The following is a 24,631-nucleotide window of genomic DNA, read 5'->3' as shown; positions in this document are numbered from 1 at the left end:
CCACATGACGACGAACCCCGCCCTCGGCCTGGTCACCATCGGCCAGGCACCCCGCACCGACCTGCTCGACGACGTACGCCCGCTGCTCGGCGGCCTGCGCCCGGTCGAGCACGGCGCCCTGGACGGCGACCGCTTCGACGGCCCGGACGCCGCCCGCACCCGCGCCGAGGTGGCACCGGAGCCAGGCGAGGCGCCCCTCGTCTCCCGCCTCCGCGACGGCGGTTCGGTCCTGCTCGGGCACGGGCCGCTCGCCCCGCGCATGCGGGACGCGGTCGCCCGCTGCGAGGCCGAGGGCGCCACCGCGACCCTCCTCCTCTGCACCGGCAACTTCCCACCCGTACCCGCCGAACGCCCGCTCCTGTACGCGGAACCGCTGGTCCAGCAGGGCGTACGCGCCATCGCCGGCGCCGACCCCGTGGGCGTGATCTGCCCGCTTCCCGACCAGCGCGAGGACGTGGCCCGCCGCTGGGCGCGGCTGCTGGAGGGCCCCGTACGCACCGAGCCCGCCGATCCGTACGCGCCCGACGCCCACGATCAAGTCGCGCAGGCTGCCCGCCGGTTGGCCGCGGCGGGCAGCCGCTGGCTCGCCCTGGACTGCATCGGCTACACCCAGGCCATGCGCGAGACGGCGGCCGCGCACTCCGAGGGGGTGCCGGTGCTGCTGGCCCGCGCCCTGGCGACACGCCTGGCGGCGGAGGCGGCCAGTTCCCTTGCGTGACACCTCCTGATGACGTCGTACGAACTTCACGCGCGGGAAATGGAGTTCGGCACGGCGCGGCGGCAGGATTCCCGTCCATGGACGGATTCCAGGAGGGCACGGACGAGGCCGCGTACGACCGCCGCAGACTGGCGCAGCGGCTGAGCGGCGAGGCACGGGCGCGGGGCGTCGGGCGGCGCGGACTGCTGGGCCTGGCGCTCGCGGCGGGAGCCGGGACCGCACTGCCGGCGGGGCTCCCGGGCACGGCGTCGGCCCGCACACGGGGCACCTCCTCCTCCGGGAACGGGAAGCCCGGCATCGTGAAGCCGCTCCCCGAGGACCTGTTCACGGTGCGCGGCACCAACGCCGAGACCCGCTTCGAGGCGCTGCGCGGCACCGGGCGGCACACACCGGCCGACCGCTTCTTCGTGCGCAACCACACCTCCACACCCCGGCTCGACCCGGACACCTGGCGGCTGCGGGTATGGGGGAGCGGGCTGCGCGGCGGCGGCGCGGAGTTCACCCTCGACGACCTCCGGCGCCTCCCGGTCACTGAGACGACCGCGCTCATCGAATGCGCGGGCAACGCGCGCAGCTTCTACGACACGCAGCAGAGGCAGAGCGTGAGCGGCACGGCGTGGAGGCTCGGCGCCGTGGGGAGCGCGCGGTGGCGCGGCGTACGGCTCGGCGAGGTGCTGCGCCGCGCGGGCCTCGCGCGGAACGCGGTCGATGTGATGCCGCGCGGCCTGGACGCGCCCTTCGTGGACGACGGCCGCGAACTGGGCCGCGTACGCCGCCCGTTGCCGCTGGCCAAGGCCCTGGACGACGTGCTGCTGGCGTACGAGATGAACGGTGAGCCGCTGCCGTACGACCACGGCTATCCCGTACGGGTCGTCGTGCCCTCCTGGGTGGGGATCTCCTCCATCAAGTGGCTGGGCGACATCGAGGTGGCGGCCGAACCCCTCTATTCGCCCTGGAACACCGAGCTGTACCGGCTCTTCGGGCCCGCGCACCCGCCGGGCGGCAGCGCGCCGCTGACCCGCCAGACCGTCAAGTCCGCCTTCGAACTGCCCTGGGACGCGCGGCTGCCCGCGGGGCGCCCGCGGCTGCTGACCGGGCGCTCCTGGTCGGGGCGCGGCGGCATCCGCTCGGTCGAGGTCAGCACCGACGGCGGCGCGCACTGGACCCCGGCGGCGCTGCACGATCCGCCGCGCGCCGCCAACTGGACGCGCTGGTCGTTGCCGTGGCGCCCCACGGGAGACGGCCCGCGCTCACTGCTGGCGCGCGCGACCGACACCCGCGGGACGGTGCAGCCGGAGCGGGCGGTCTTCAACGAGCAGGGGTACCTGTTCGGGGCGGTGGTGCGGCACCCCGTACGGGTCGGCTGAGGGCCGGCTGAGGGGTGGTCCCTCAGCCTTGTGGGGTCAGCCGCCTGTCGTCATCCGCCGCAGACGGGCGCGGTGGTCAGCGACCCGCCGCCGTTCTCGTCGTCGGTGCCGAGGATGCCGTTCTCGCTCTTTCCGCCGTCGGGGCAGGACAGGGCCTCGATCTTGTGCCCCGCGAACTTCTTCACCAGCTCGGGCTTCTCGGACACGTCCAGCGCGATGCCGCTGCCGCCCTCGGCCTTCACCGTGCCCGCGTCGTACACGGCCGAGTCGAACGGGCCGTCGTCGCCCGGGTCGGAGGCCGAACTCACCAGCAGGCGGCCGTCGTCGGTGATCTTCGTGTCGGAGGCGTGCCGGACGTTCTTCTCCGGGTACGGGACGCTGAGCTGCTGCTTCGTGACGTCGCCGAAGTCGGCCTTGCCGCCCTTGCCGAGGGCGATGGGGGCCGCGTACAGGGTGGCCGGGGTCTTGCCGTCGCCGCGGTCGCCCCATACGGCGGCGAGCCTGCCGTGCTGCGAAGTGAGCGCGAAGTTCTCGATGTTGGCGCCCTTGGCGAGGCCGGGCAGCGCGAAGCCGTCGCCCGCGGCCTGCGCGGTGTCGCCGGAGACGTGGATGCGGTAGCCCTTGCCCTCGCTGGCGACGGCGATGTAGTCGCCGGGCGCGCCCGGTACGGCGTCGAGGGCCTCCAAGTCCTTCGGGACGGGGGAGCCCTTCCAGGTGAGCGTGCGCACCTGGGGCTTCTGACCCTCCTCGTGGGTGACCTCGGCTACGCGGTTCTGGCCCGGCTCCTTGTTGTCGCGGACGATCAGGGACCGGTCCTTGCCCATGGGGGCGATGCCGCTGACGCCCTCGGTCATGCCGTCGCCGATCTTGTGCCAGTCGCCCGTGGAGCCCTGGGCGTTGAGCGCACCGAGGGTCACGCTGAGCGCGACGGCCGCGCCGCCCGCGAGGGGCAGCAGGATCTTCCGAGTCATGCGCCATCCCTTCTCGTGCGCGCCGTGACGCGCGTAGACGATTGCGCGAGAACGTAGTGGGCGTGGCGGGAGGGGCGCAATGAGGCGCAAGTGACACGTTGCGCGGCCTTTACCCGCGGGGCTCGCCCCGCGACGGTTTCCGTGGGCGCGGGGCGGCACGTGCGCGGAACCACGAAACCGTCGCGACGCCTCGTACGTCACCCGCGGACGCCGCAGACCGGGCGGAGGCCCGTCCGGTGGCGCGGAGCGTTGCCGGGCGGGCCGTAACGCACAAAGTCGGGCGCAACCACCCACCCGAATCCCGCCGCAGCGGGAAGCAACAAGAAGCGGACCCGACCGGCGGTCAAAGCGTGAATCGCGCAAAAGCGGCCCCGCACCCCAAAGGCACGGGACCGCCACACGGGGCCCGGGAACCCCGAGCTGCCGGACTCAGTCCAGCAGCTCGTACGCCGGCAGCGTGAGGAACTCCTCGTACTTCTCGTCCAGCGCGACCCGCAGCAGCAGGTCGTGGGCCTGCTGCCACTTCCCGGCAGCGAAGGTCTCGTCGCCGAGCTCGGAGCGCAGCGCGGCCAGGTCGTCGGCGGCGACCTTGCGGACCAGCTCCGGCGTGACCTTCTCGCCGGTGTCGAGGACGACGCCCGCGTTGATCCACTGCCAGATCTGGGAGCGCGAGATCTCGGCCGTCGCCGCGTCCTCCATCAGCCCGAAGATGCCGACGGCGCCCAGCCCCCGCAGCCACGCCTCGATGTAGCGCGTGCCCACCTGCACCGCGTTGACCAGCCCGTCATGGGTCGGCTTCGCGTCGAGGGAGTCGACCGCGATGAGGTCGGCGGCCTTCACGTCGACGTCCTCGCGCAGCTTGTCCTTCTGGTTCGGGCGGTCGCCCAGCACCTTGTCGAAGGACTCCATCGCGACCGGAACGAGGTCGGGGTGCGCGACCCAGGAGCCGTCGAAACCGTCCCCGGCCTCCCGGTCCTTGTCGGTGCGGACCTTGTCGAAGGCGATCCGGTTGGCCTCCGCGTCCTTGCGGGACGGGATGAACGCGGCCATGCCGCCGATCGCGTGCGCCCCGCGCTTGTGGCAGGTGCGCACCAGCAGCTCGGTGTACGCGCGCATGAACGGCGCCGTCATGCCCACCGCGTTGCGGTCCGGCAGCACGAACTTCTCGCCCGCGTCACGGAAGTTCTTCACGATCGAGAACAGGTAGTCCCAGCGGCCCGCGTTCAGCCCCGCCGCGTGGTCCCGCAGCTCGTAGAGGATCTCCTCCATCTCGTACGCCGCGGTGATCGTCTCGATCAGCACGGTCGCGCGCACGGTGCCCTGCGGGATGCCGCAGTAGTCCTGCGCGAAGACGAAGATCTCGTTCCACAGCCGGGCCTCGAGGTGCGACTCGGTCTTGGGCAGGTAGAAGTACGGGCCCTTGCCCATGTCCAGCAGCCGCTGCGCGTTGCGGAAGAAGTACAGGCCGAAGTCGACGAGCGCGCCCGGAACCGGCTTGCCGTCCAGCGTCAGGTGCCGCTCGTCCAGGTGCCAGCCGCGCGGACGCACCACGACGGTGGCCAGCTCGCCGGCGTCCTTGAGCGCGTACGACTTACCGGACTTCGGGTCCGTGAAGTCGATGCGGCGCTCGTACGCATCGGTCAGGTTGAGCTGGCCGCCGATGACGTTCTCCCAGGTGGGAGCGGAGGCGTCCTCGAAGTCGGCGAGCCAGACCCTGGCGCCGGAGTTCAGCGCGTTGATGGTCATCTTGCGGTCGGTGGGACCGGTGATCTCGACACGGCGGTCGTTCAGCGCCGCCGGGGCCGGGGCGACCTGCCAGTCGCCCTCGCGCACCGAGGCGGTCTCGGGAAGGAAGTCCAGCGTGCTGGTGCGGGCGATCTCCTCGCGCCGCTCGTGACGCTTGGCCAGCAGCTCGTCACGGCGGGGGCCGAACCGGCGGGCGAGCTCGGCGACGAACGCCAGCGCCTCCTCGGTCAGCACCTCGTCCTGACGCTCCACCGGCGTCGCGTCGACGATTTCCAGCGGGGACGGCGCTGGTGCGGACATGTGTGTCACTCCTTCAGCAGGGGCGGTGCCTGACGGCCGGCGAAGGCCTCCCGGTGGTCTCGCGGCACGGGGTGCCGTCGGGTCCCGCAGGGCTCCGGGGTCCGGTCGCTGGCGCCGTCCTATGTAGTGGGCGCTTCTGACCAGTGGAGAATAGTTTCCTTATGGTGGAACTTCAACGGTCTGTCGACATCGAGATATCTCACATCCGCCTCCGGGGCCTTCGGGGCGGCGCAGAGTGCCACCCCTGTTACGGTGCGCCGCCAACTCCCGCACCGGGTACCCCTCTTGCGCCCGTATCCCGCCCGTATCGGGCCCCGTCACGGAATCGGTGCCGCGCGCACAGCGGATTCCTTTACTTCTCTTTGGTGATTCACAGACTCTCTCCTTAAGCTCTCGGTATGATCCAGGAATGGGCCACGGGGCTGATGAGCTCTCTGGGAGCGGTCGGCGCGGGCATCGCCATCGCGCTGGAGAACCTCTTCCCGCCGCTCCCCTCAGAAGTGATCCTTCCGCTGGCCGGGTTCACGGCACAGCAGGGCCGGATGAGCCTGGTGGCCGCCATCGTGTGGACCACCGCCGGCTCGCTGGCCGGCGCCCTCGCGCTCTACTGGATCGGGAGACTCCTGGGCCGCGACCGCACGGTCGCGCTCGCGGCGCGGCTGCCGCTGCTCAAGGTCGCGGACATCGAGAAGACCGAGGCGTGGTTCCGGAGGCACGGCACCAAGGCGGTGTTCTTCGGCCGGATGATCCCGATCTTCCGCAGCCTCATCTCGGTGCCCGCCGGGGTGGAGCGGATGCCGCTCGGGATCTTCCTGGTGCTGACAGGACTCGGCAGCCTGATCTGGAACTCCCTTTTCATCCTCGCCGGTTACGCCCTCGGCAGCCAGTGGCACCTGATCACCGAGTACGTCGGCGTGTACTCCAAGGTCGTGCTGGCGGCGGCGGTGCTGGCCGTGGCCGCCTTCCTGCTGCGCCGCGTGTTCCGCGCCGGCAGCGGCAGGCGGCGCCGCGCCCCGGGAGAGCGGGACGGGCCACCGGGCGAGACACCAGGCGGGACCCCGGAGGAGAGGGAACGCGTCGGAGGATGAGCCCTGTTGCCGCCCTGCCCTGCCCCCCCCCTCAGCCGGTGAGCCTTCTCACGCCTCCAGCCGCTTGAGGTCCTCCGGGGTGTCGATGTCCTCGGGCGAGGCGATGTCCCCGCACTCCACGAGCGCCAACTCGCCCGCGTGCGCGCGCAGATAGGACCGCGCGCCCTGGTCGCCCCGCGCACCCTCCGCGATGCCCGCCCAGTGCCGCGCACCGGCCAGTACGGGATGCCCGCGCCGTCCCCCGTAGCAGGCGGCGGCCAGTGTGTCGGCCGTATCGCACGCGCCCCGCACTCTGGCCACGGCGTCGGCCCCGATCCCGGGCTGGTCCACGAGGGAGAACAGCGCCGCGTCCACGCCGTCCTCCGTACGCGACGAGCCGAGCGCGTCCAGTGCCAGGCGCAGCGAAGTGCCCATGCCCTCGGCCCAGTCGGGGTTGTCGAGCAGGACGCAGCCCGCCAGGTCGGCGCGCGCCGCCACCTCGCGCGCCGGTGCCGCACCCAGCACTACGTACAGGGGGGAGCACCCGCCCTCAGCGAGCGCTCTGACAGCATGTTCGACCAGGGGGCGACCATGGTGGGGGAGCAGGGCCTTGGGGCGTCCGCCCAGCCTGCGGCCGCCACCCGCCGCGAGCAGGACACCGGCGACCCGCGGGGCCGCCTCCTGTGGAACAGATGCCATGACCCTTCTCTACACCCTCGCTGTGACGCAGGTGGCGGGGGAAGCGCGGAGGGTGGTTCAGGGGTGGCGCAGTGTGGCGAAACCGATTGCCAACGGCCCTTCCGGAAGGCAGAATTCCCGCCCTGAATATCGCACTCCGTGTGGCGCGGTGCGCGGAGCGTGTCGTTTAATGTCGGGGCCCTCCCGAGGCTGACCACCGTGCGGAGGCGCAGGCATTCTCGGTGTGGGGGAGATCAGTGGTACGAGGCGATGCGGAGGCGGCCGCGACGCGAGCGGCCGTCGTGCCGGACGGTGAGGACCCGCGTGTGGCCGCTCTGCGGCGCGCGGTGACCCGCCTGCGAGGCGAACTGGACGCGTATCCCGCCGACTTGCGGGACCGCTGCACGGCGGAGGAGCAGCTCGCCGCGCTGGAGGAGATGGCGCGCGGCGGCCCCGAGGTTCCGGAGCTCCGGCACGCGCTGCTGCTGGTGGCCTCGGCGGTGGGCTCGGTGAGCGCACTCGCCGCCGCGCTGGCGGACGTACGGAAGGCGGTCGAGCTTTTCGGGGACCCGCCGAGAAGCTGACCTCTCACGCGAGGGTGCACCCTCGTGGTGCTGAGCTCCGGGTCGCTTCCGCCGCGTGCCGCTGCTGTCCGGACTGAACTCGCGTGTTCCTGCGGGCCGTTGGCCATGGACCGCCGACGGCTCCCGCAGTGGTTGCGTGCCGCTGCGGCGGACAGGGGTTTTACGCCCTGTCCGGGCCGAGCCTCATGCCGTCGTGTTCGCCAGGGTCGCGCTCAGGTCCTCCGCCACCTCGTGCAGCAGCGGGACGAACTTGTCCGTCGCCGCGTCCGTCACGCGGCCCGCGGGGCCCGAGATGGAGACCGCGGCCGGGGTCGGCGAGTCCGGCACCGCGACCGCGATGCACCGCACCCCGATCTCCTGCTCGTTGTCGTCGACCGCGTACCCCGCATCCCGCACCTGCTCCAGTGCCTGCAGGAAGCCGTCGGCCGTGGTGATCGTCTTCTCCGTGGCCGCCGGCATGCCGGTGCGGCCCAGCAGCGCCCGTACCTCCTCGGCGGGGGTGTGCGCGAGCAGCACCTTGCCGACGCCCGTGGAGTGCGGCAGCACCCGGCGGCCGACCTCGGTGAACATCCGCATCGAGTGCCGCGAGGGCACCTGCGCCACGTACACCACCTCGTCGCCGTCGAGGAGTGCCATGTTGGCGGTCTCGCCGGTCTCCTCGACCAGCCGCGCCAGGTACGGCCGCGCCCAGGTGCCCAGCAGGCGGGACGCGCTCTCGCCGAGGCGGATCAGGCGCGGGCCCAGCGAATAGCGGCGGTTCGGCTGCTGGCGCACATAACCGCAGGCCACCAGGGTCCGCATCAGGCGGTGGATGGTGGGCAGGGGGAGGCCGCTGCTGCTGGAGAGCTCGCTGAGCCCGACCTCGCCTCCCGCGTCGGCCATCCGCTCCAGCAGGTCGAAGGCACGCTCAAGTGACTGCACTCCGCCGGTGGCGGGGGCAGGGGTCTTCCGGTCGGCGGACGGCGGCACGTCGCATTCCTTTCTCTGGGCGGCGCTGCCTGCGGGCTGGGCCGCATGCTACCGGCAGGCCCGGCTCCCCACATGGCTCGCGGCCCGGCGTACTGGCCGGTCAGTGCGGGTTTGTCCGCATCTCCCCTCCGCTCTTGACGCCGTCGATCGTCAGGAGAGACATTCTGTATCCCGAAAGCGTACTTTCAATTTGTGGAATTCGCCAAGAGGGAAGGGTCTTGACTGGCCGTGTGCGCGAGTGAAGACTTCAACAGAACGTTGAACACTTTCGCGGGAAGCCCCGCGAGGGGTTCGGCACCGCACGGCAACAGAAGAACAGGAGGGCAGCCTTGACCGACGTCCCCGAGGCCCCCGGCGGGCACGAGGTAGAGCTGCTGCTGCGCTCGACACGCGTCCTCACTCCCGAGGGTACGCGCGCGGCGTCCGTGGCCGTCGCCGGCGGCCGCATCGCGGAGGTGCTCCCGCACGACGCCCAACTGCCGCCCGGCGCGCGCCTGGAAGACGTCGGCGACCACGTGGTGCTGCCCGGCCTCATCGACACCCACGTGCACGTCAACGACCCGGGCCGCACGTCCTGGGAGGGCTTCTGGACGGCCACCCGCGCGGCGGCCGCCGGCGGCATCACCACCCTCGTGGACATGCCGCTCAACTCCCTGCCGCCCACGACCACCGTCGACAACCTCCGTACGAAGCAGGAGGTCGCCCGCGACAAGGCGCACATCGACGTCGGCTTCTGGGGCGGTGCCATCCCCGGCAACTCCAAGGAGCTGCGCCCGCTGCACGAGGCCGGGGTGTTCGGCTTCAAGTGCTTCCTCTCGCCCTCGGGTGTGGATGAGTTCCCCGAGCTGCCGCGCGAGGAGCTGGAGACGGCGATGGCCGAGATCGCCGCCTTCGACGGGCTGCTGATCGTGCACGCCGAGGACCCGCACCACCTGGAGAGCGCACCGCCCGCCAGCGGCGGCACGTACGGCAGCTTCCTCGCCTCCCGTCCCCGCGAGGCCGAGAACGACGCGATCGCGCTGCTCATCGAGCTGGCCAAGAAGCACGGCACCCGCGTGCACGTGCTGCACCTGTCCTCCAGCGACGCGCTGCCGATGATCGCGAAGGCGCGCGGCGAGGGCGTGCGGATCACCGTGGAGACCTGCCCGCACTTCCTCACGCTCACGGCGGAGGACGTGCCGGACGGCGCGACCGAGTTCAAGTGCTGCCCGCCCATCCGCGAGAAGGAGAACCAGGACCTGCTGTGGCAGGGCCTCGCGGACGGCGTGATCGACTGCATCGTCTCGGACCACTCGCCCTGCACCGCCGACCTCAAGACCGGCGACTTCGGCACCGCCTGGGGCGGCATCTCCTCGCTCCAGCTCGGCCTCCCCGCGATCTGGACCGCGGCGCGCGAGCGCGGCCACAGCCTCGAGGACGTCGTGCGCTGGATGTCGGCCGAGCCCGCGAGGCAGGTCGGGCTCCAGGGCCGCAAGGGCGCCATCGCGCCGGGCCTGGACGCCGACTTCGCGGTCCTCGCCCCCGAAGAGACCTTCACCGTGGACCCGGCCGGGCTCCACCACCGCAACCAGGTCACCGCCTACGCCGGGCTCACCCTGCACGGCGTCGTGCACTCGACCTGGCTGCGCGGCGAGCGCATCGCCGACCGCGGTGAGCCGACACAGAAGACCGGACGACTGATTGAGAGGCCCACGGCATGACCGCGGCGAACCCCGGGATACCCAGCTTCACCGGCGACGCGAGCCCGTACGGCGGCGGTGACCCGTACGCCGACTACCGCACGGCCGACTTCCCGTTCGCTCAGCTCGCCGACCTGGCGGACCGCCGCCTGGGGGCCGGAGTCATCGCGGCCAACGACGAGTTCTTCGCCGAGCGCGAGAACCTGCTCAAGCCCGAGCGCGCCGAGTTCGACCCCGAGCACTTCGGCCACAAGGGCAAGATCATGGACGGCTGGGAGACCCGCCGCCGCCGCGGCGTCTCGGCCGAGGTCCCGCACCCGACCGACGAGGACCACGACTGGGCCCTCGTACGCCTCGGCGCCCCCGGCGTCATCCGCGGCGTGGTCGTGGACACCGCGCACTTCCGCGGCAACTACCCCAAGGCCGTCTCCATCGAGGCCACTTCGGTCGACGGTGCGGCCTCCCCCGAGGAGCTGCTCGCCGACGACGTGAAGTGGACGACGATCGTCCCGCGCACCGACATCGGCGGCCACGCCGCGAACGGCTTCGCCGTCGACGCCGAGCAGCGCTTCACGCACCTGCGCGTGAAGCAGCACCCCGACGGCGGCATCGCCCGGCTGCGCGTGTACGGCGAGGTCGCCCCGGACCCGGCGTGGCTGGGCGCGCTCGGCACCTTCGACCTCGTCGCGCTGGAGAACGGCGGCGCGCTGGAGGACGCCTCCGACCGCTTCTACTCGCCGGCCACCAACACCATCCAGCCCGGCCGTTCGCGGAAGATGGACGACGGCTGGGAGACCCGCCGCCGCCGCGACAAGGGCAACGACTGGATCCGTTACGCCCTCGCTGGCCAGGCGCGGATCCGCGCCGTGGAGATCGACACCGGCTACCTCAAGGGCAACTCGGCCGGCTGGGCCTCCCTTTCCGGCAAGGACGGCGAGAACGGCGAGTGGGTCGAGCTGCTGCCCCGTACCCGCATGCAGCCCGACACCGTCCACCGCTTCCTGCTGGAGGACGCCCCGGCCGTCACCCACGTACGGATCGACATCTACCCGGACGGCGGGATCGCGCGGCTGCGGCTGCACGGTTCGCTGACCGAGGAGGGCGCGCGGCGCCTGGCGGCGCGCCACCAGGAGCTCGGCGGCTGACCCACGGGGCGGCCGGGCCGACCTGAGGGCCCTTCGCATCGCCCGGTCCCGCCCGCTCGGCGGGGCCGGTGCGCCCGGCGGCCGGGGAGTGACGGCGCTCCCCGGCCGCCGGTGGCGTGTCCGCGCTCGTACGGGGTCCGGCGCGACCTCATACGAGTGACGGGCGAATGCAACTACCGCCACATAGGGGAGAGTTCACGCGCAAGCGTGCCCCACACGGCGGAAAGGCCCCTCGTGCGCGACACCCTCACGGCGCTCGTCTTCGTGCTCCTGCTCTCCGGCGCGGTGGCCGGTCTCTACCGCTGGCGTCAGGTGCGCGGCGACAGACCGCGCGACGACGACGCCGACGTCGGCATCGTGGACTACGCGACGATGTGGGTCGGCGTGCTGTACGCGATCATGCTCGGGCTCGCGGTGGTCGCGGTCTGGGACGCCCGCAACGGCGCCTCGGACAACGCCCGCGACGAGGCCGTGGCCCTGCGCGAGATCCAGGACTCGGCCGAGGTGCTGCCCGCGGCGCAGCACGAACGCATCGACCGGGTGCTGCACGACTACGTACGCGGCGTCGTCGACGACGAGTGGACGCAGATGCGCGACCACGAGCGCATGGACCCGCAGAGCGAGCGCCGCTTCCAGCATCTGCGGGACGCGGTCTCGGACTTCCAGCCCAAGACGGCCCAGCAGATCACCGTCTACAACACCCAGGCCAAGCAGCTCGCCGACGCGACGGCCGCCCGCGCGGTGCGGGGCGACGACGCGAGCCAGGGCGGGGAGATGTCGCCGATCCTGTGGTTCGGCGTGGTGATCGGCGCGGTCATCACGATCGCCTTCGCCTTCGCGTACCCGATCACCCGCGGCTGGCCGCAGCTCGCCGTGGTCACCACCATGGCCGCGATGATCGCCTACACGCTCTTCGTTATCTGGACGATCAACCCGCCCTTCGGCGGCTCGATGCCGGTCGAGCCCGACCAGCTGCAGCAGCTCCTCGCCACCGGCGACTGACCTCGCAGCGACCCCTTCACGACCCTCCGCGCCCCCTTCGCGGCCTCTTCCGGGAGGCACGTGAGCCCGCGTTCCCGCGGCCGCTCCCGTGCCTCCCTTCTCTGTGCGGCATCCGCCTCGCTTACGAGGCCGTCACCTGCGGCCCCTCCGGCCGCCGGCGAACACCGCCGCCAGTACGGCGGGCACCATGACCACCAGGATGGTGGAGGACATCTGCGTGTCGTCCGCCTGCGGTTTGCGGTCCTCGGGGACCGGCGGCACATCCGGGACCTTCGCCACGGGCTGCGGGGTGCGGCGCTCCGGAGGCTTCGAGGGCGGGGGAGCGGGCTTGCGGGCCGGCTCGGGCGGCGGAGTGGGGGACGGCGGCGGCGGTTTCGGCGACGGCGTTTTCGGCGACGGGGGTGCGGGCGTCGGTGTCGGCGTCGGCTTGGGCGGTGGGGGCGGCGGTGGCTTCGGCGCGGGCTCCGGCGGCGGCTTCGCCGCACCGCACCCGTGGTTGAACTCGACGCGCCCGTGCGCCGATCGACCCGTTCCCGGCGGGTCGACCCGCGCCGAGGTGCGGCCCTCCAGGCACAGCGAGGGCAGCCCGCCGGGCCCGCGCCCGCGCACGTCGACCCGCGTGTGCGTACCCGCGGAGACGGAGGCGCCGGGACGCGGCTGCGAGGGGTGGGGCAGTGAGGATCTGGGCAGCGAATCCAGGCCGCCGATACGGGAATCGGGTCTCGGTACGTCCAGGTGGCCGTCGTCGTCGGGAGGCGCGGAGCCGCAGAGCAGGGCCGCACACAGCAGAACCGGCGCGGCCGAAGCCGCGCCTCGCGCGAGGTGGTTCATGCCCGCATCGTGCTCGCCGAGCCGCACGCGCCAACCGGAAGCCCAGGTGATTCCGCCTTCCGGGGGACAAGGGGGGTCTCGGTGATCTCCGTAACGGGCCGGACTTCGCGTGAACGATGGGAAAAATCAAGGGACTTGGCGTTGACACCGGCTCTACGCGCGTCACCATATGAGGCATGAGATTCCCCCCACGTATCACGCGCATCGCAGCCGTCACGGCCCTCGCGGGCGGTCTCCTCGCGGGCGGTCCCGCCCTCGCCGGCGCGGCGGTCTCCGACCACGCCGCACCGGCCCACAGCGCCTCCGTACGGACCGCGGCGGCGCAGGCCGACATCGGCAAGATCTGCTACAAGAAGCTGCCGTCCGAGGCCCACGACACCCTCAAGCTCATCGAGAAGGGCGGGCCCTACCCGTATCCGCAGGACGGCACCGTCTTCGACAACCGCGAGGGCATCCTCCCGGACCAGGACAAGGGCTATTACCACGAGTTCACGGTGAAGACCCCGGGCTCCGAGGACCGCGGCGCCCGCCGCATCGTGACCGGTGACAAGGAGAAGAAGGAGGACTACTACACGGCCGACCACTACAAGTCCTTCGACGCGGTGGACTACGGCTGCTGACGGTCCCCCACGACCGCTCGCGCAATCCCGTACCAGGGCGCCCGGCCACCCGTGCCGGGCGCCCTCGCATGCCCGGCTCCGGGAGGCGCGTGCACGCGCCTGCACAGGCGCACACCTCTGGCGGGACCGCCGTTCCGGGGGCGGCAGTTGGGGCCCGGGCGTACCGGTGGGCACGGCGTACGCTCGTGTGCGGTGCCGTGCCGCGGGGCGTCGGGCGGGAGTGCGAGAGGGGCCGCCCTGGGGGTGGCTTTGACGGCGTGAGCGGGTAACGTTCCCCACAGAGAGTGATGCTGGCATGCCACTTGTGGGGAGATACGGGTGACAAACGGACCGGAAGCGGTCACGTGCGGTGAGGCAATGCTGCTGATGCTGGCCGAGCCCGGCATCCCGCTCGACCGCGCGGTGTCCTTCCGCCGTTCCGTTGCGGGAGCCGAGTCCAATGTCGCGCAGGGCCTGGCCCGGCTCGGCCACTGGGCGCGCTGGATCGGCCGGGTCGGCGACGATCCGGCGGGCGAGGCGGTGCTGCGCGAGCTGCGCGCCGACGGAGTGGACGTCTCCTGCGCCGAGATGGACCCGGACGCCCCCACCGGCATGCTGCTGCGCGACAGTCATCCGCGGCGCGCCATCGACGTGCAGTACTACCGAGGGGGCTCCGCCGCCTCGCTGCTCGGCCCGCAGCACATCAGGCCCGAGGCGCTGGAGGGCGTGCGCGTCGTGCACGTCTCCGGCATCACGCCGATGCTCTCCGCCTCCGCCGCGCAGGCCACATGGGCACTGATCGAGCGCGCGCGTGCGGCGGGCGCCGCGGTGTGCCTCGACCCCAACGTGCGGCGCAAGCTCGGGAGCGACCACGCCTGGATCAGGACGGTGGGCCCGCTGCTGCGGGAGGCCGACCTCGTGCTCGCGGGGGAGGACGAGCTCGAACTGCTCCTGGGCGGCGGCGCGGAGGAAGGCGCCAAGGCGCTGCTGGAGCTGGGCCGCGCGCACACCGTGGTGGTCAAGCGCGGCGACCGTACGGCGGTGGCGCTGAGCCCCGAAGGGCGCTGGGAGCAGCCGCACTTCGAGGTGCCGGCGGTCGATCCTGTGGGCGCGGGCGACGCCTTCGCCGCGGGGTGGCTGTCGGCCTGGCTGCGCGGGCTCGGTCCGCAGCGGGCGCTCGCCGAGGGGGCCGCGGTGGCCGCGCTGGTGGTGCAGTCGCCCACCGACACCGACGGGCTGCCCACGGCGGCGGGCCGGGACAGGGCCCTGCGGGGTTTCGCCGAGGGGAGCGATACCGTACACCGCTAGGCACAACCGGAAACGTACGGCAGAAGCGAACAAGCGCGCAGCGCACCGCGCATGGGACACCTCCCGCGCAGCTCGTACGTACCGCACGGCCCGCACGTACCGCACAGCAGGAAGCACCACGCACCACCGACCGGAACGCGTTCAGAGGACAAGAGAGGCGGCGAACTGCCGTGTACCGCTGGGAGATCACCCGCGCCGCGCTGGAACAGCGCGTCTTCGCCATCGTCCGCAGCGACAGCTACGAGCGCGCGACGGCGGCGGCCGACACCCTTCTCGGCGCGGGGATCACCAGCCTGGAGATCTCGCTGACCACTCCGTACGCGCTGGAGGCCATCGCCACGCTGCGCCGGGAGACCGGTGACGACTGCGTGATCGGCGCGGGCACCGTGCTGGACGCGCCCAGCGCGCGGATGGCGGTGGACGCGGGCGCCCGCTTCCTGGTCTCGCCCGCGCTGGACACGGAGGTCATACGCACCGGACACCGTTACGGCGTGCCGGTCTTCCCCGGTGTCGCCACCCCCACCGAGATGATCTCCGCGCTGGAGGCCGGCGCGGACGCGCTCAAGCTGTTCCCCGCCTCGGGGCACAGTCCCCGCTGGCTGAAGGACGTGCGCGCGGCGCTGCCGCAGGCGCCGCTGCTGCCCACCGGCGGGGTCACGCTGGAGAACGCCCCCGACTGGATCGCCGCCGGGGCCGTCGCCTGCGGCATGGGCTCCGCGCTCGCCGAGGGGGACAGGGAGACCGTCACCAAGCGGGTCACCGAGCTCCTCCAGCGGCTGGAGGACGCGGTCCCGGCGGCCGGACCGCGCGGATCGCGCCGGGCCCGGCGCTGAGTACGGAGCGGGCTTCGGGGCGGGGCGCGGGACCGGGGTGCGTCCCCGGGGTCGCCGATTAGGGTGAGCGGATGCGGATCAGCGAGTGCCGGGAAGAAGACGTCGCCGTCCTCGATCAGCACATGCCGTTTCTGAGCGCGGGGGCGCGGCACGCCGGCAGATTCGCCAGGCAGCGCGAGGGTACGGCGACGCTGCTGGTCGCCTGGCGGGACGGCGGTCCCGTCGGGAGCTGCGAGGTCCGCTGGGACGGGTGCGAGGCGCCCGAGGTGCGGGCCGCGCACCCCGGCTGCCCCGAGGTGAACGGGCTCAGCCTGTGGCCCGAGGCGCTGCGCAGCCAGGAGGTGAGCAGCGCGCTGCTGGGCGCGGCCGAGGAGCGGGCCGCTGCGCGGGGCAGCGCGCACCTGGGGTTGGGCGTCGAGAAGAACAACCCCCGGGCCGAGGCGCTTTACAAGAGCCTCGGATACCTGCCGTCCGTCCCGTACCTCGACTGCTGGTCGTACGAGGACGGCGAGGGGGTCGGGCATCGGGTGGCGGACGCGTGCGTGTTCATGGTGAAGGCGCTGCCTGACGTCGTGGGGTGAGTGCGCGCAGCGCCCCCCCCCGTACGAGCTGTGGGCAGTCGTTCCGCAGGGGCGGAACGGGTGGGCACAGCGGACTTGCGCCCCCTGCACCCGCCCAGCCCCGTACGCAACGGGGTCACCCCGCGGGGATCTCCGGCATCCGTACCGACCGTCCCTCGCGGCGCGAGAGTTCGCAGGCCTCGGCCACGCGGAGGGCCGTCAGGGCCTCCCAGCCGTCGCACGGGTTCGGCGTCTCGCCGCGGGCCGCGCGCAGGAACGCGGCCAACTCCGCCTCGTACGCCGCCTCGAAGCGGGACATGAAGGACTCGTGCGGGGCCGGAGCAGCCGCGGAAGCAGAGGGCTCCGTCGACGTGAGCGGCGTGCGGGCGTCCAGGCCCACCGCCAACTGGTCCTTCTCGCCCGCGAGTTCCATCCGCACGTCGTACCCGGCCCCGTTCATCCGCGTCGCCGTCGCCGTGCACAGCGTCCCGTCGTCCAGCGTCAGCAGCACCGCGGCCGTGCCCACGTCGCCGGCCTCGTGGAACATCGGCGGACCCGCGTCCGAGCCCACCGCGTACACGGTCTCCACCTCGCGCCCCGTGACCCAGCGCAGCACGTCGAAGTCGTGCACCAGGCAGTCGCGGTAGAGCCCTCCGGAGTGCGGGAGGAATTCCGCGGGCGGCGGCGCCGCGTCCGAGGTGATCGCGCGCACCGTGTGCAGCCGCCCGAGCCGGCCCGCGCGCAGGGCCTCGCGGGCCGCCTCGTACCCGGGGTCGAAGCGGCGCATGAAGCCGATCTGGAGCAGCGTTCCCGCCGCGTCCACCGCGCGCAGCGCGTCCAGCGTGCCGGGCATGTCGAGGGCGACCGGCTTCTCGCAGAAGGCGGGCAGCCCGCGCTCCGCCGCCGCGCGGATCAGCGCCGCGTGCGAGGCGGTGGCGGAGGCGATCACGACCGCGTCCAGGTCCTGCGCGAGCAGCCCGGCGGGGGCGTCGGCGGCGGTGACGTTCCCGCCGAGCGACTCGGCCGTCGCGGCGGCCCTTTCGGCGTCCTGGTCGGCGACCGTGAGGTGGGTGACCTCCGGGTTCGCGATGAGGGTACGGGCGTGGAAGGCGCCGATCCGGCCGGTGCCGATGAGTCCGATGCGCATGGCGGACACGCTGCCCGGGGCGGTCCGGGCTGTCAATGGAATGTCCGGACAATCGAACCTGACGTTCCCACGGAGTGGGGGAGAGGACTACGCTCCCCACGTGACCAAGAAAGCCCCCGTCGATCCGGCCGATCTCAAGTTCAGCGTGGACCGCACGAGTCCGGTTCCGCTCTACTTCCAGCTTTCCCAGCAGCTCGAGTCCGCCATCGAGCACGGGAGGCTCGCGCCGGGCAGTCTGCTCGGCAACGAGATCGAGCTCGCGGGGCGGCTCGGCCTCTCCCGGCCCACCGTGCGGCAGGCGATCCAGGCGCTCGTGGACAAGGGCCTGCTGGTCCGCCGCCGCGGCATCGGCACCCAGGTGGTGCACAGCCAGGTCAAGCGCCCGCTCGAACTCAGCAGCCTGTACGACGACTTGGAGGCGGCGGGCCAGAAGCCGGCCACCCGGGTGCTCTCGTACGCGACCGTGGAGGCGAGCGCGCAGGTCGGGGCCGCGCTGGGCATCGCCGAGGGCAGCGACGTACGGAGGGTGGAGCGGCTGCGGCTGACGCACGGCGAGCCGATGGCGTACATGACGAACCACCTGCCGGCCGGACTCCTCGGCGAGGACGGCGCGGAGCTGGAGTCCACCGGGCTGTACCGGCTGCTGCGCAGCGGGGGCGTCACGCTGCACAGCGCGCGCCAGGCGGTCGGCGCGCGCTCGGCCACGCCGGAGGAGGCCGAGCTGCTGGGCGAGCCGGAGGGTGCCCCGCTCCTCACGATGGAGCGCACGACCTACGACGACACGGGCCGGCCCGTGGAATACGCCTCGCACCTCTACCGGGCGACCCGCTACGCCTTCGAGTTCCAGCTCCTGGTGCGGCCGTAGCGTTCCCTGCACTTCGTGCGGATTCATTGACGCTCTCTCAGCGCCCCGCTACAACTCCGCCATGGTGCTTCGGCGTTCAGCGCGCAGAGCTAGACGTACGGCGATGGCCCTGGCCGCGGTGGCGGCACTCGCGGCAACGGCCGGATGCAGCGGTTCCGGTGGCAAGGAGTCCGAGGACGGCGACGGCGAAGGCGTGAAGACGCCCCGCATCACCGTCGCCATGGTCTCCCACTCCGGTGAGGGCGACACCTTCTGGGACATCGTGCAGAGCGGCGCCAAGGACGCGGCGCGCAAGGACAACGTCAGGTTCGACTACTCCAACAACAAGGACGGCGGCCAGCAGGCGCAGCTCGTGCAGGCCGCGATCGACAAGAAGGTGGACGGCCTGATCGTCACCCTCGCCAAGCCGGACGCGCTGCGCGCCGTGGTGAAGAAGGCGGTGCGGGCCGGCATCCCGGTGGTCACCATCAACTCCGGCGCGGAGTACAGCGCCCGCTTCGGCGCCCTCACGCACATCGGCCAGGACGAGCGGGTGGCCGGCGAGGCCGTGGGCAGGGAACTCACGGCGCGCGGCAAGAAGAAGGCGCTCTGCGTCATCCACGAGCAGGGCAACGTCTCGCTGGAGGAACGCTGCGCGGGTGCGAAGAAGACCTTCAGGGGCAGCCTCACCACGCTGAACGTCGACGGCACCGACATGCCCGGCGTGCAGTCCTCGCTGGAGGCGAAGCTCCAGGCGGACAAGGGGCTGGACGCGGTGCTGACGCTGGGCGCCCCGTTCACCGCCGCGGCCGGAAAGGCGAAGGAACGTGCGGGCAGCCCGGCCGAGGTCGACACCTTCGACCTGAACGCGCAGGTAGTGAAGGACATGAAGGCGAAGCGGATCGGCTTCGCCGTGGACCAGCAGCCCTACCTCCAGGGCTACGAGGCCGTGGACGAGCTGTGGCTGCACGCCTACAACGCCAACGTGCTCGGCGGCGGGAAACCCGTGCTCACCGGCCCGCAGATCCTCACCCGCGACGACGTACCACGGCTGGAGAAGTACACGGAGCGCGGGACCCGGTGACCGCCGGGCCGATCACGGTGACGGATACTTGTGCGGAGATCCGCGGTGATAACCGGAGCAAACGCACCGGCACGGGGCGCCCCGGCGGCCGCCGCGGGGAGCAGCAGCATCCGCACCGAGAGGGCAGAACCGCGTGTCCACGCAGCAGGCCGACGGGCAGCAGGCCGACGGCAGATCCGGCACGGCACGGCGCCGCGCCCGTACGCGTACCGCCGTACGGGGCCGGACCGCCGTACGGGTCCTGGGGGCGCTGATGGCGACGGTGATCGCGGCGGCCCTCGCGGGGTGCAGCAGCACGGGCGGCAAACGCGCCGAGGACAAGGCGAACGCGCACGCGGGCGTCGGCGCGGGCGGCAAGGTCGGCACGCCGCGCTGGAAGGTGGCCATGGTGTCGCACTCCGGCGAGGGCGACACGTACTGGGACATCGTGCAGAAGGGCGCCGAGGAGGCCGCGGCCAAGGACAACGTCGAGTTCCTGTACTCGCACGACAAGGAGGCCGGGCGCCAGGCGCAGCTCGTGCAGGCCGCCATCGACAAGAAGGTGGACGGCCTGATCGTCAGCCTCGCCAAGCCCAGCGCCATGAAGGGCGTGGTCCAGCGTGCGGTGAAGGCCGGCATCCCGGTGATCACCATCAACTCGGGCCAGGACGAGTCGAAGAAGTTCGGCGCGCTCACGCACATCGGCCAGGACGAGGTGATGGCGGGCGAGGCCGTGGGCCGCGAGCTCAACAAGCGGCACAGGAAGAAGGCCGTCTGCATGCTCCACGAGCAGGGCAACGTCGGGCACGAGGAGCGCTGCCGCGGTGTGAAGAAGACCTTCGACGGCAAGGTCGAGGACCTGTATGTGGACGGCACCAACATGCCCGGCGTGCAGTCTTCCGTGGAGGCCAAGCTCCAGTCCGACACGAAGGTGGACGCGGTGCTGACGCTCGGCGCGCCCTTCGCGCCCACCGCGGCGAAGGCCGCGCAGGACGCCAACAGCGACGCCGAGGTCGACACCTTCGACCTCAACGACCAGGTGGCGGCGGGTCTCAAGGACGGCTCGATCGGCTTCGCCGTGGACCAGCAGCCCTATCTCCAGGGCTACGAGGCCGTGGACCTGATGTGGCTGCACCGCTACAACGCCGACATGCTCGGCGGCGGCAAGCCCGTGCTGACGGGCCCGCAGATCCTCACGAAGAAGGACGCCGACACCCTGTCCCAGTACACGAAGCGAGGGACCCGATGACGGCCGGCACCCCGGCACCGACCCCCGCCTCCGCGCCCGCTCCCGAGGGCGGGGGCGGCGGCTCCGACGAGAGACTCCTGCACCGTTCGCTGCTGCGGCGGCTGCTGTCGCGGCCCGAGCTGGGCGCCGTGGTGGGCGCGGTCGCGGTGTTCCTGTTCTTCTCGTTCGCCGCGGACAGCTTCCTGCGCGCGTCCAGCCTCTCCACGGTGCTGTACGCGTCGTCCACGATCGGGATCATGGCGGTGCCGGTGGCGCTGCTGATGATCGGCGGCGAGTTCGACCTGTCCACCGGCGTGATGGTGACCTCCTCCGCGCTGGTCTCCTCGATGGCCAGCTACCAGATGACCGCCAACGTGTGGGTGGGCGTGCTGGTCTCGCTGGTGGTGACCCTCGCCATCGGCTTCTTCAACGGCTACATGCTGGTCCGCACGAAGCTGCCGAGCTTCATCATCACGCTGGGCACCTTCCTGATGCTGACCGGGCTCAACCTGGGCCTCACCAAGCTGATCAGCGGCACCGTGTCCACCAAGGGCATCGGCGACATGGACGGCTTCTCCTCGGCGCACGCGCTGTTCGCCTCGCAGCTCACGCTCGGCCCGGTGAACCTCCAGATCACGGTGGTCTGGTGGCTCGCGCTGATCGTCCTCGCCACCTGGATCCTGCTCCGTACGAAGGCCGGGAACTGGATCTTCGCGGTGGGCGGCGGCGAGCACACGGCCCGCGCGGTGGGCGTCCCGGTGGCCCGCACCAAGATCGGGCTCTACCTCGGGGTGGCGCTCGGGGCGTGGATCTCCGGGCAGCACCTGCTGTTCAACTACGACGTGGTGCAGTCGGGCGAGGGCGTCGGCAACGAGCTGATCTACATCGCCGCTGCCGTCATCGGCGGCTGCCTGCTCACCGGCGGCTACGGCTCGGCGGTGGGCGCGGCCGTCGGCGCGTTCATCTTCGGCATGACCAACAAGGGCATCGTGTACGCGCAGTGGAACCCGGACTGGTTCAAGTTCTTCCTGGGGGCGATGCTGCTGCTCGCCACCCTGCTCAACGCATGGATCCGCAAGCGGGCGGAGGCGAGCCGATGACCCCCTCGACCTCGCAGGACAAGGCGCCGGAGGCGCGCGGCGACGCGCCGCGCCCGCTCGTCGAGCTGGACGGCGTCAGCAAGTTCTACGGCAACATCCGCGCGCTGGAGGACGTCTCGCTGGAGGTGCACGCGGGTGAGATCACCTGCGTGCTCGGCGACAACGGCGCGGGCAAGTCCACGCTGATCAAGATCATCGCGGGGCTGCACCGGCACGACGCGGGCGGCTTCCGCATCGAGGGCGAGGAGACCCGGCTCTCCTCGCCGCGCGAGTCCCTGGACCACGGCATCGCCACCGTCTACCAGGACCTGGCCGTCGTACCGCTCATGCCGGTCTGGCGGAACTTCTTCCTGGGCTCGGAACCGACCGTCGGGCGCGGCCCGTTCAAGCGCCTCGACGTGGACGCCATGCGCCGCACCACCCACGAGGAGCTGGCGCGCATGGGCATCGACCTGCGCGACGTGGACCAGCCCATCGGGACGCTGTCCGGCGGCGAGCGGCAGTGCGTGGCCATCGCCCGCGCCGTCTACTTCGGCGCGAAGGTGCTGGTCCTGGACGAGCCGACCGCCGCGCTCGGCGTGAAGCAGTCAGGCGTCGTGCTCAAGTACGTGGCCGCCGCGCGGGACGCCGGGCTCGGCGTGGTTCTCATCACGCACAACCCGCACCACGCGTACCTGGTCGGCGACCGGTTCGTGCTGCTCAAGCGCGGTGCGATGGCCGGCAGCCACGAGAAGGCGGACCTGGAGCTCGACGAGCTGACCAGGCAGATGGCGGGCGGCAGCGAGCTCGACCAGCTCAGCCACGAGCTGGAGCGTGCCCCCGCGCCGCACCTCGGCGGCGGCCGCGCGGAGTGATCACGCACGGCCCCGGGTACCGGTGCGCCCGCACGCCGGTGAGGCACAATCGGCGAGCGGGCACCTACCGGACCCGCACGGCCCGGGCGGGACGGACCAGGGGTCCGCTCCGTACGGCCGCGACCACAGACCAGCAGACCGGTACCGACCAGCACACCGGCACACCACGCCGTCACGCAGAGACGAGAGGACCGTTGCGCGCAGCAGCATCAGGCAGCCGCCGCCCCGAGCCCTCACGCCGTACGGGGAAGTCGGGGGCGGAGCGGGCATGACCACGTACCGAGAGCGCGCGGAGCGGATCCACCGCCGCCGCACCAGCGCACCCAGCCACAGCGTCCTGCGCACGGTCAGCACCCGGGAGCGGCGCTCGCCCGACTCGGCGCCGCGGGTGCCCACCGTCGGCATCGACATCGGCGGCACCAAGGTGATGGCCGGCGTGGTCGACGCGGACGGCAACATCCTGGAGAAGGTCCGCACCGAGACCCCGGACAAGTCCAAGAGCCCCAAGGTCGTCGAGGACACCATCGCCGAGCTGGTGCTCGACCTCTCCGACCGGCACGACGTGCACGCCGTGGGCATCGGCGCGGCCGGCTGGGTGGACGCCGACCGCTCCCGGGTACTCTTCGCGCCGCACCTCGCGTGGCGGGACGAGCCGCTCAAGGACGCCCTCACCTCGCGCCTCGCGGTGCCGGTGATGGTCGACAACGACGCCAACACCGCGGCCTGGGGCGAGTGGCGGTTCGGCGCGGGACGCGGCGAGGACCACCTCGTCATGATCACCCTCGGTACGGGTATCGGCGGGGCGATCCTGGAGGACGGCCGGGTCAAGCGCGGCAAGTACGGGGTGGCCGGCGAGTTCGGCCACATGCAGGTGGTGCCCGGCGGGCACCGCTGCCCGTGCGGCAACCGCGGCTGCTGGGAGCAGTACAGCTCGGGCAACGCGCTGGTCCGCGAGGCCCGCGAGCTGGCGGCCGCCGAGTCCCCCGTCGCGTACGGGATCATCGAGCGGGTCGCCGGCCACATCCCGGAGATCTCCGGGCCCCTCATCACCGAACTGGCGCGCGAGGGCGACGCCATGTGCACCGAGCTCTTCCAGGAGATCGGCGCCTGGCTGGGCGTCGGCATCGCCAACCTCGCCGCGGCCCTCGACCCGTCCTGCTTCGTCATCGGCGGCGGCGTCAGCGCCGCCGACGAACTGCTCATCGACCCCGCCCGGGACGCCTTCAGGCGTCAGCTCACCGGCCGCGGATACCGACCGGAGGCACGCATCGTGAAGGCACAGCTCGGCCCCGAGGCGGGCCTCGTCGGCGCCGCCGACCTCTCCCGTCTCGTCGCGCGCCGCTTCCGCCGCGCCAACCGGCGCCGCCTGGAGCGGTACGAGCGCTACGAACGCGCCGCCGACCAGCTCCGCAAGGCGGTGGGCCAGTGACCGCGCAGCAGACCGTGCAGCCGCACTCCGACGACGCGCACCACGAGCCGGTGCTGCCCCAGCAGGGCCCGCCGCACCGGCCCAGGCACCGGGTGCTGACCCTGCTCATCGTGGTGCTGCTCATCGCGATCCCGGCGGGGTACGTGGTGCTCTCCGCCTACCAGAGCCGGGACAGCGGCGAGGACAAGCAGCGCATCGCCGCCGCCTCCGGGCTGACCTACAGCCAGCCGAGCAAGGTGCAGCAGAGCATCTACGACGTACCGGTGCCGGCCGACGGCAAGCGGATCGCCTACTACGAGACCAACTCGTGGAAGACCAGCAGGCTGTATGTGCAGTTCCGCACGACCGAGAAGCACCTCGACGAGTTCCTGGGCACGATCGGCACCGACCGCTCCGCGCTCCAGGACGGCAAGGTGACCATCAGCCGCGAGCACGCCGACATGGTCGGCTGGAATCTGCACCAGAGCGGCCACTCCTACTGGGGCACCCACCATGACCAGGCAGGACGCCAGCCCGACCTGGACATCACCGTCGACACGTCGTACAAGGGACAGCCGCGGGTGTACGTGGTCTCCACGGCCCACCCGTGAGGTTGTTCCCTTCTCAACA

Annotated in this window: 24 protein-coding genes; 18 read left to right on the top strand and 6 right to left on the bottom strand. The window is 72.2% G+C overall.

Annotated features, from left to right (window positions below):
• Positions 1-4 precede the first annotated feature (4 nt).
• The gene (locus ABEE00_RS14870) at positions 5-718 is read left to right on the top strand and encodes an AroM family protein (RefSeq protein ID WP_345745929.1); all 714 of its coding nucleotides are present in this window, start codon (positions 5-7) and stop codon (positions 716-718) included.
• Between the two features lie 77 nt (positions 719-795).
• On the top strand, positions 796-2,085 hold the full coding sequence (locus ABEE00_RS14865; RefSeq protein ID WP_345745928.1) for a sulfite oxidase: 1,290 nt from the start codon (positions 796-798) through the stop codon (positions 2,083-2,085).
• A gap of 50 nt (positions 2,086-2,135) precedes the next feature.
• On the opposite strand, the gene ABEE00_RS14860 is transcribed toward ABEE00_RS14865, so the two are convergent.
• Complete coding sequence (locus tag ABEE00_RS14860; protein ID WP_345745927.1) at positions 2,136-3,056, bottom strand: hypothetical protein; 921 nt, start codon at positions 3,054-3,056, stop codon at positions 2,136-2,138.
• Between the two features lie 429 nt (positions 3,057-3,485).
• A complete protein-coding gene (gene aceB / locus ABEE00_RS14855; protein ID WP_345745926.1) occupies positions 3,486-5,102 on the bottom strand; it encodes a malate synthase A in 1,617 nt (538 codons plus the stop codon).
• Positions 5,103-5,500: 398 nt separating this feature from the next.
• Between aceB and ABEE00_RS14850 the strand changes: the two genes are divergently transcribed.
• Entirely contained in the window at positions 5,501-6,190 is a 690-nt protein-coding gene (locus ABEE00_RS14850) for a DedA family protein (RefSeq protein ID WP_345745925.1), read from the top strand.
• A gap of 48 nt (positions 6,191-6,238) precedes the next feature.
• Here the strand turns inward: ABEE00_RS14850 and ABEE00_RS14845 are convergent, their stop codons facing one another.
• Positions 6,239-6,868: a nucleotidyltransferase family protein gene (locus tag ABEE00_RS14845; RefSeq protein ID WP_345745924.1), complete on the bottom strand. Its 630-nt coding sequence runs from the start codon at positions 6,866-6,868 to the stop codon at positions 6,239-6,241.
• Between the two features lie 281 nt (positions 6,869-7,149).
• On the opposite strand from ABEE00_RS14845, the gene ABEE00_RS14840 reads away from it, so the two are divergent.
• Positions 7,150-7,431 (top strand): DUF5955 family protein, encoded by a 282-nt coding sequence (locus ABEE00_RS14840; protein ID WP_345746188.1) that lies wholly within the window; start codon positions 7,150-7,152, stop codon positions 7,429-7,431.
• A gap of 183 nt (positions 7,432-7,614) precedes the next feature.
• Here the strand turns inward: ABEE00_RS14840 and ABEE00_RS14835 are convergent, their stop codons facing one another.
• Complete coding sequence (locus ABEE00_RS14835; protein WP_345745923.1) at positions 7,615-8,400, bottom strand: IclR family transcriptional regulator; 786 nt, start codon at positions 8,398-8,400, stop codon at positions 7,615-7,617.
• A gap of 329 nt (positions 8,401-8,729) precedes the next feature.
• On the opposite strand from ABEE00_RS14835, the gene allB reads away from it, so the two are divergent.
• The 3 genes from allB (at position 8,730) to ABEE00_RS14820 (ending at position 12,226) form a co-directional block, all read left to right on the top strand.
• Positions 8,730-10,100: an allantoinase AllB gene (gene allB, locus ABEE00_RS14830; protein ID WP_345745922.1), complete on the top strand. Its 1,371-nt coding sequence runs from the start codon at positions 8,730-8,732 to the stop codon at positions 10,098-10,100.
• The gene (gene alc / locus ABEE00_RS14825) at positions 10,097-11,224 is read left to right on the top strand and encodes an allantoicase (protein WP_345745921.1); all 1,128 of its coding nucleotides are present in this window, start codon (positions 10,097-10,099) and stop codon (positions 11,222-11,224) included. Before allB ends, alc begins: the two co-directional genes overlap by 4 nt.
• Before the next feature lie 234 nt (positions 11,225-11,458).
• On the top strand, positions 11,459-12,226 hold the full coding sequence (locus ABEE00_RS14820; RefSeq protein ID WP_345745920.1) for a bestrophin-like domain: 768 nt from the start codon (positions 11,459-11,461) through the stop codon (positions 12,224-12,226).
• Between the two features lie 132 nt (positions 12,227-12,358).
• On the opposite strand, the gene ABEE00_RS14815 is transcribed toward ABEE00_RS14820, so the two are convergent.
• Entirely contained in the window at positions 12,359-13,057 is a 699-nt protein-coding gene (locus ABEE00_RS14815) for a hypothetical protein (RefSeq protein WP_345745919.1), read from the bottom strand.
• Between the two features lie 176 nt (positions 13,058-13,233).
• Here ABEE00_RS14815 and ABEE00_RS14810 point away from each other — a divergent pair, with 176 nt between their 5' ends.
• The 4 genes from ABEE00_RS14810 (at position 13,234) to ABEE00_RS14795 (ending at position 16,378) form a co-directional block, all read left to right on the top strand.
• Positions 13,234-13,677, top strand: a complete 444-nt coding sequence (locus ABEE00_RS14810; RefSeq protein WP_345745918.1) for a guanyl-specific ribonuclease — start codon at positions 13,234-13,236, stop codon at positions 13,675-13,677.
• A 357-nt stretch (positions 13,678-14,034) separates the two neighbouring features.
• On the top strand, positions 14,035-14,964 hold the full coding sequence (locus tag ABEE00_RS14805) for a sugar kinase (protein WP_345745917.1): 930 nt from the start codon (positions 14,035-14,037) through the stop codon (positions 14,962-14,964).
• 170 nt (positions 14,965-15,134) lie between these two features.
• Positions 15,135-15,797: a bifunctional 4-hydroxy-2-oxoglutarate aldolase/2-dehydro-3-deoxy-phosphogluconate aldolase gene (locus ABEE00_RS14800; RefSeq protein ID WP_345745916.1), complete on the top strand. Its 663-nt coding sequence runs from the start codon at positions 15,135-15,137 to the stop codon at positions 15,795-15,797.
• A 71-nt stretch (positions 15,798-15,868) separates the two neighbouring features.
• Positions 15,869-16,378: a GNAT family N-acetyltransferase gene (locus ABEE00_RS14795; protein ID WP_345745915.1), complete on the top strand. Its 510-nt coding sequence runs from the start codon at positions 15,869-15,871 to the stop codon at positions 16,376-16,378.
• Between the two features lie 115 nt (positions 16,379-16,493).
• Here the strand turns inward: ABEE00_RS14795 and ABEE00_RS14790 are convergent, their stop codons facing one another.
• Positions 16,494-17,504, bottom strand: a complete 1,011-nt coding sequence (locus ABEE00_RS14790; protein ID WP_451918582.1) for a Gfo/Idh/MocA family protein — start codon at positions 17,502-17,504, stop codon at positions 16,494-16,496.
• Between the two features lie 100 nt (positions 17,505-17,604).
• On the opposite strand from ABEE00_RS14790, the gene ABEE00_RS14785 reads away from it, so the two are divergent.
• The 7 genes from ABEE00_RS14785 (at position 17,605) to ABEE00_RS14755 (ending at position 24,612) form a co-directional block, all read left to right on the top strand.
• Positions 17,605-18,369 carry a GntR family transcriptional regulator gene (locus tag ABEE00_RS14785; protein ID WP_345745913.1) on the top strand — a complete coding sequence of 255 codons (765 nt, stop codon included), beginning with the start codon at positions 17,605-17,607 and terminating at the stop codon, positions 18,367-18,369.
• 103 nt (positions 18,370-18,472) lie between these two features.
• Complete coding sequence (locus tag ABEE00_RS14780; RefSeq protein ID WP_345745912.1) at positions 18,473-19,432, top strand: sugar ABC transporter substrate-binding protein; 960 nt, start codon at positions 18,473-18,475, stop codon at positions 19,430-19,432.
• 253 nt (positions 19,433-19,685) lie between these two features.
• Positions 19,686-20,660 carry a sugar ABC transporter substrate-binding protein gene (locus ABEE00_RS14775; RefSeq protein WP_345746187.1) on the top strand — a complete coding sequence of 325 codons (975 nt, stop codon included), beginning with the start codon at positions 19,686-19,688 and terminating at the stop codon, positions 20,658-20,660.
• Entirely contained in the window at positions 20,657-21,739 is a 1,083-nt protein-coding gene (locus tag ABEE00_RS14770) for an ABC transporter permease (RefSeq protein WP_345745911.1), read from the top strand. The genes ABEE00_RS14775 and ABEE00_RS14770 overlap by 4 nt, the downstream gene beginning before the upstream one ends.
• Positions 21,736-22,593 (top strand): ATP-binding cassette domain-containing protein, encoded by an 858-nt coding sequence (locus ABEE00_RS14765; RefSeq protein ID WP_345745910.1) that lies wholly within the window; start codon positions 21,736-21,738, stop codon positions 22,591-22,593. Before ABEE00_RS14770 ends, ABEE00_RS14765 begins: the two co-directional genes overlap by 4 nt.
• 268 nt (positions 22,594-22,861) lie before the next feature.
• On the top strand, positions 22,862-24,022 hold the full coding sequence (locus tag ABEE00_RS14760) for an ROK family glucokinase (RefSeq protein ID WP_345745909.1): 1,161 nt from the start codon (positions 22,862-22,864) through the stop codon (positions 24,020-24,022).
• Complete coding sequence (locus tag ABEE00_RS14755; protein ID WP_345745908.1) at positions 24,019-24,612, top strand: hypothetical protein; 594 nt, start codon at positions 24,019-24,021, stop codon at positions 24,610-24,612. Before ABEE00_RS14760 ends, ABEE00_RS14755 begins: the two co-directional genes overlap by 4 nt.
• Positions 24,613-24,631: the final 19 nt, after the last annotated feature.

The organism is Streptomyces odontomachicola, assembly GCF_039605595.1.
Lineage (GTDB): Bacteria > Actinomycetota > Actinomycetes > Streptomycetales > Streptomycetaceae > Streptomyces.
Note: the sequence above shows the minus strand (reverse complement) of the source record. Positions and strands in the feature narration are given on the sequence as shown.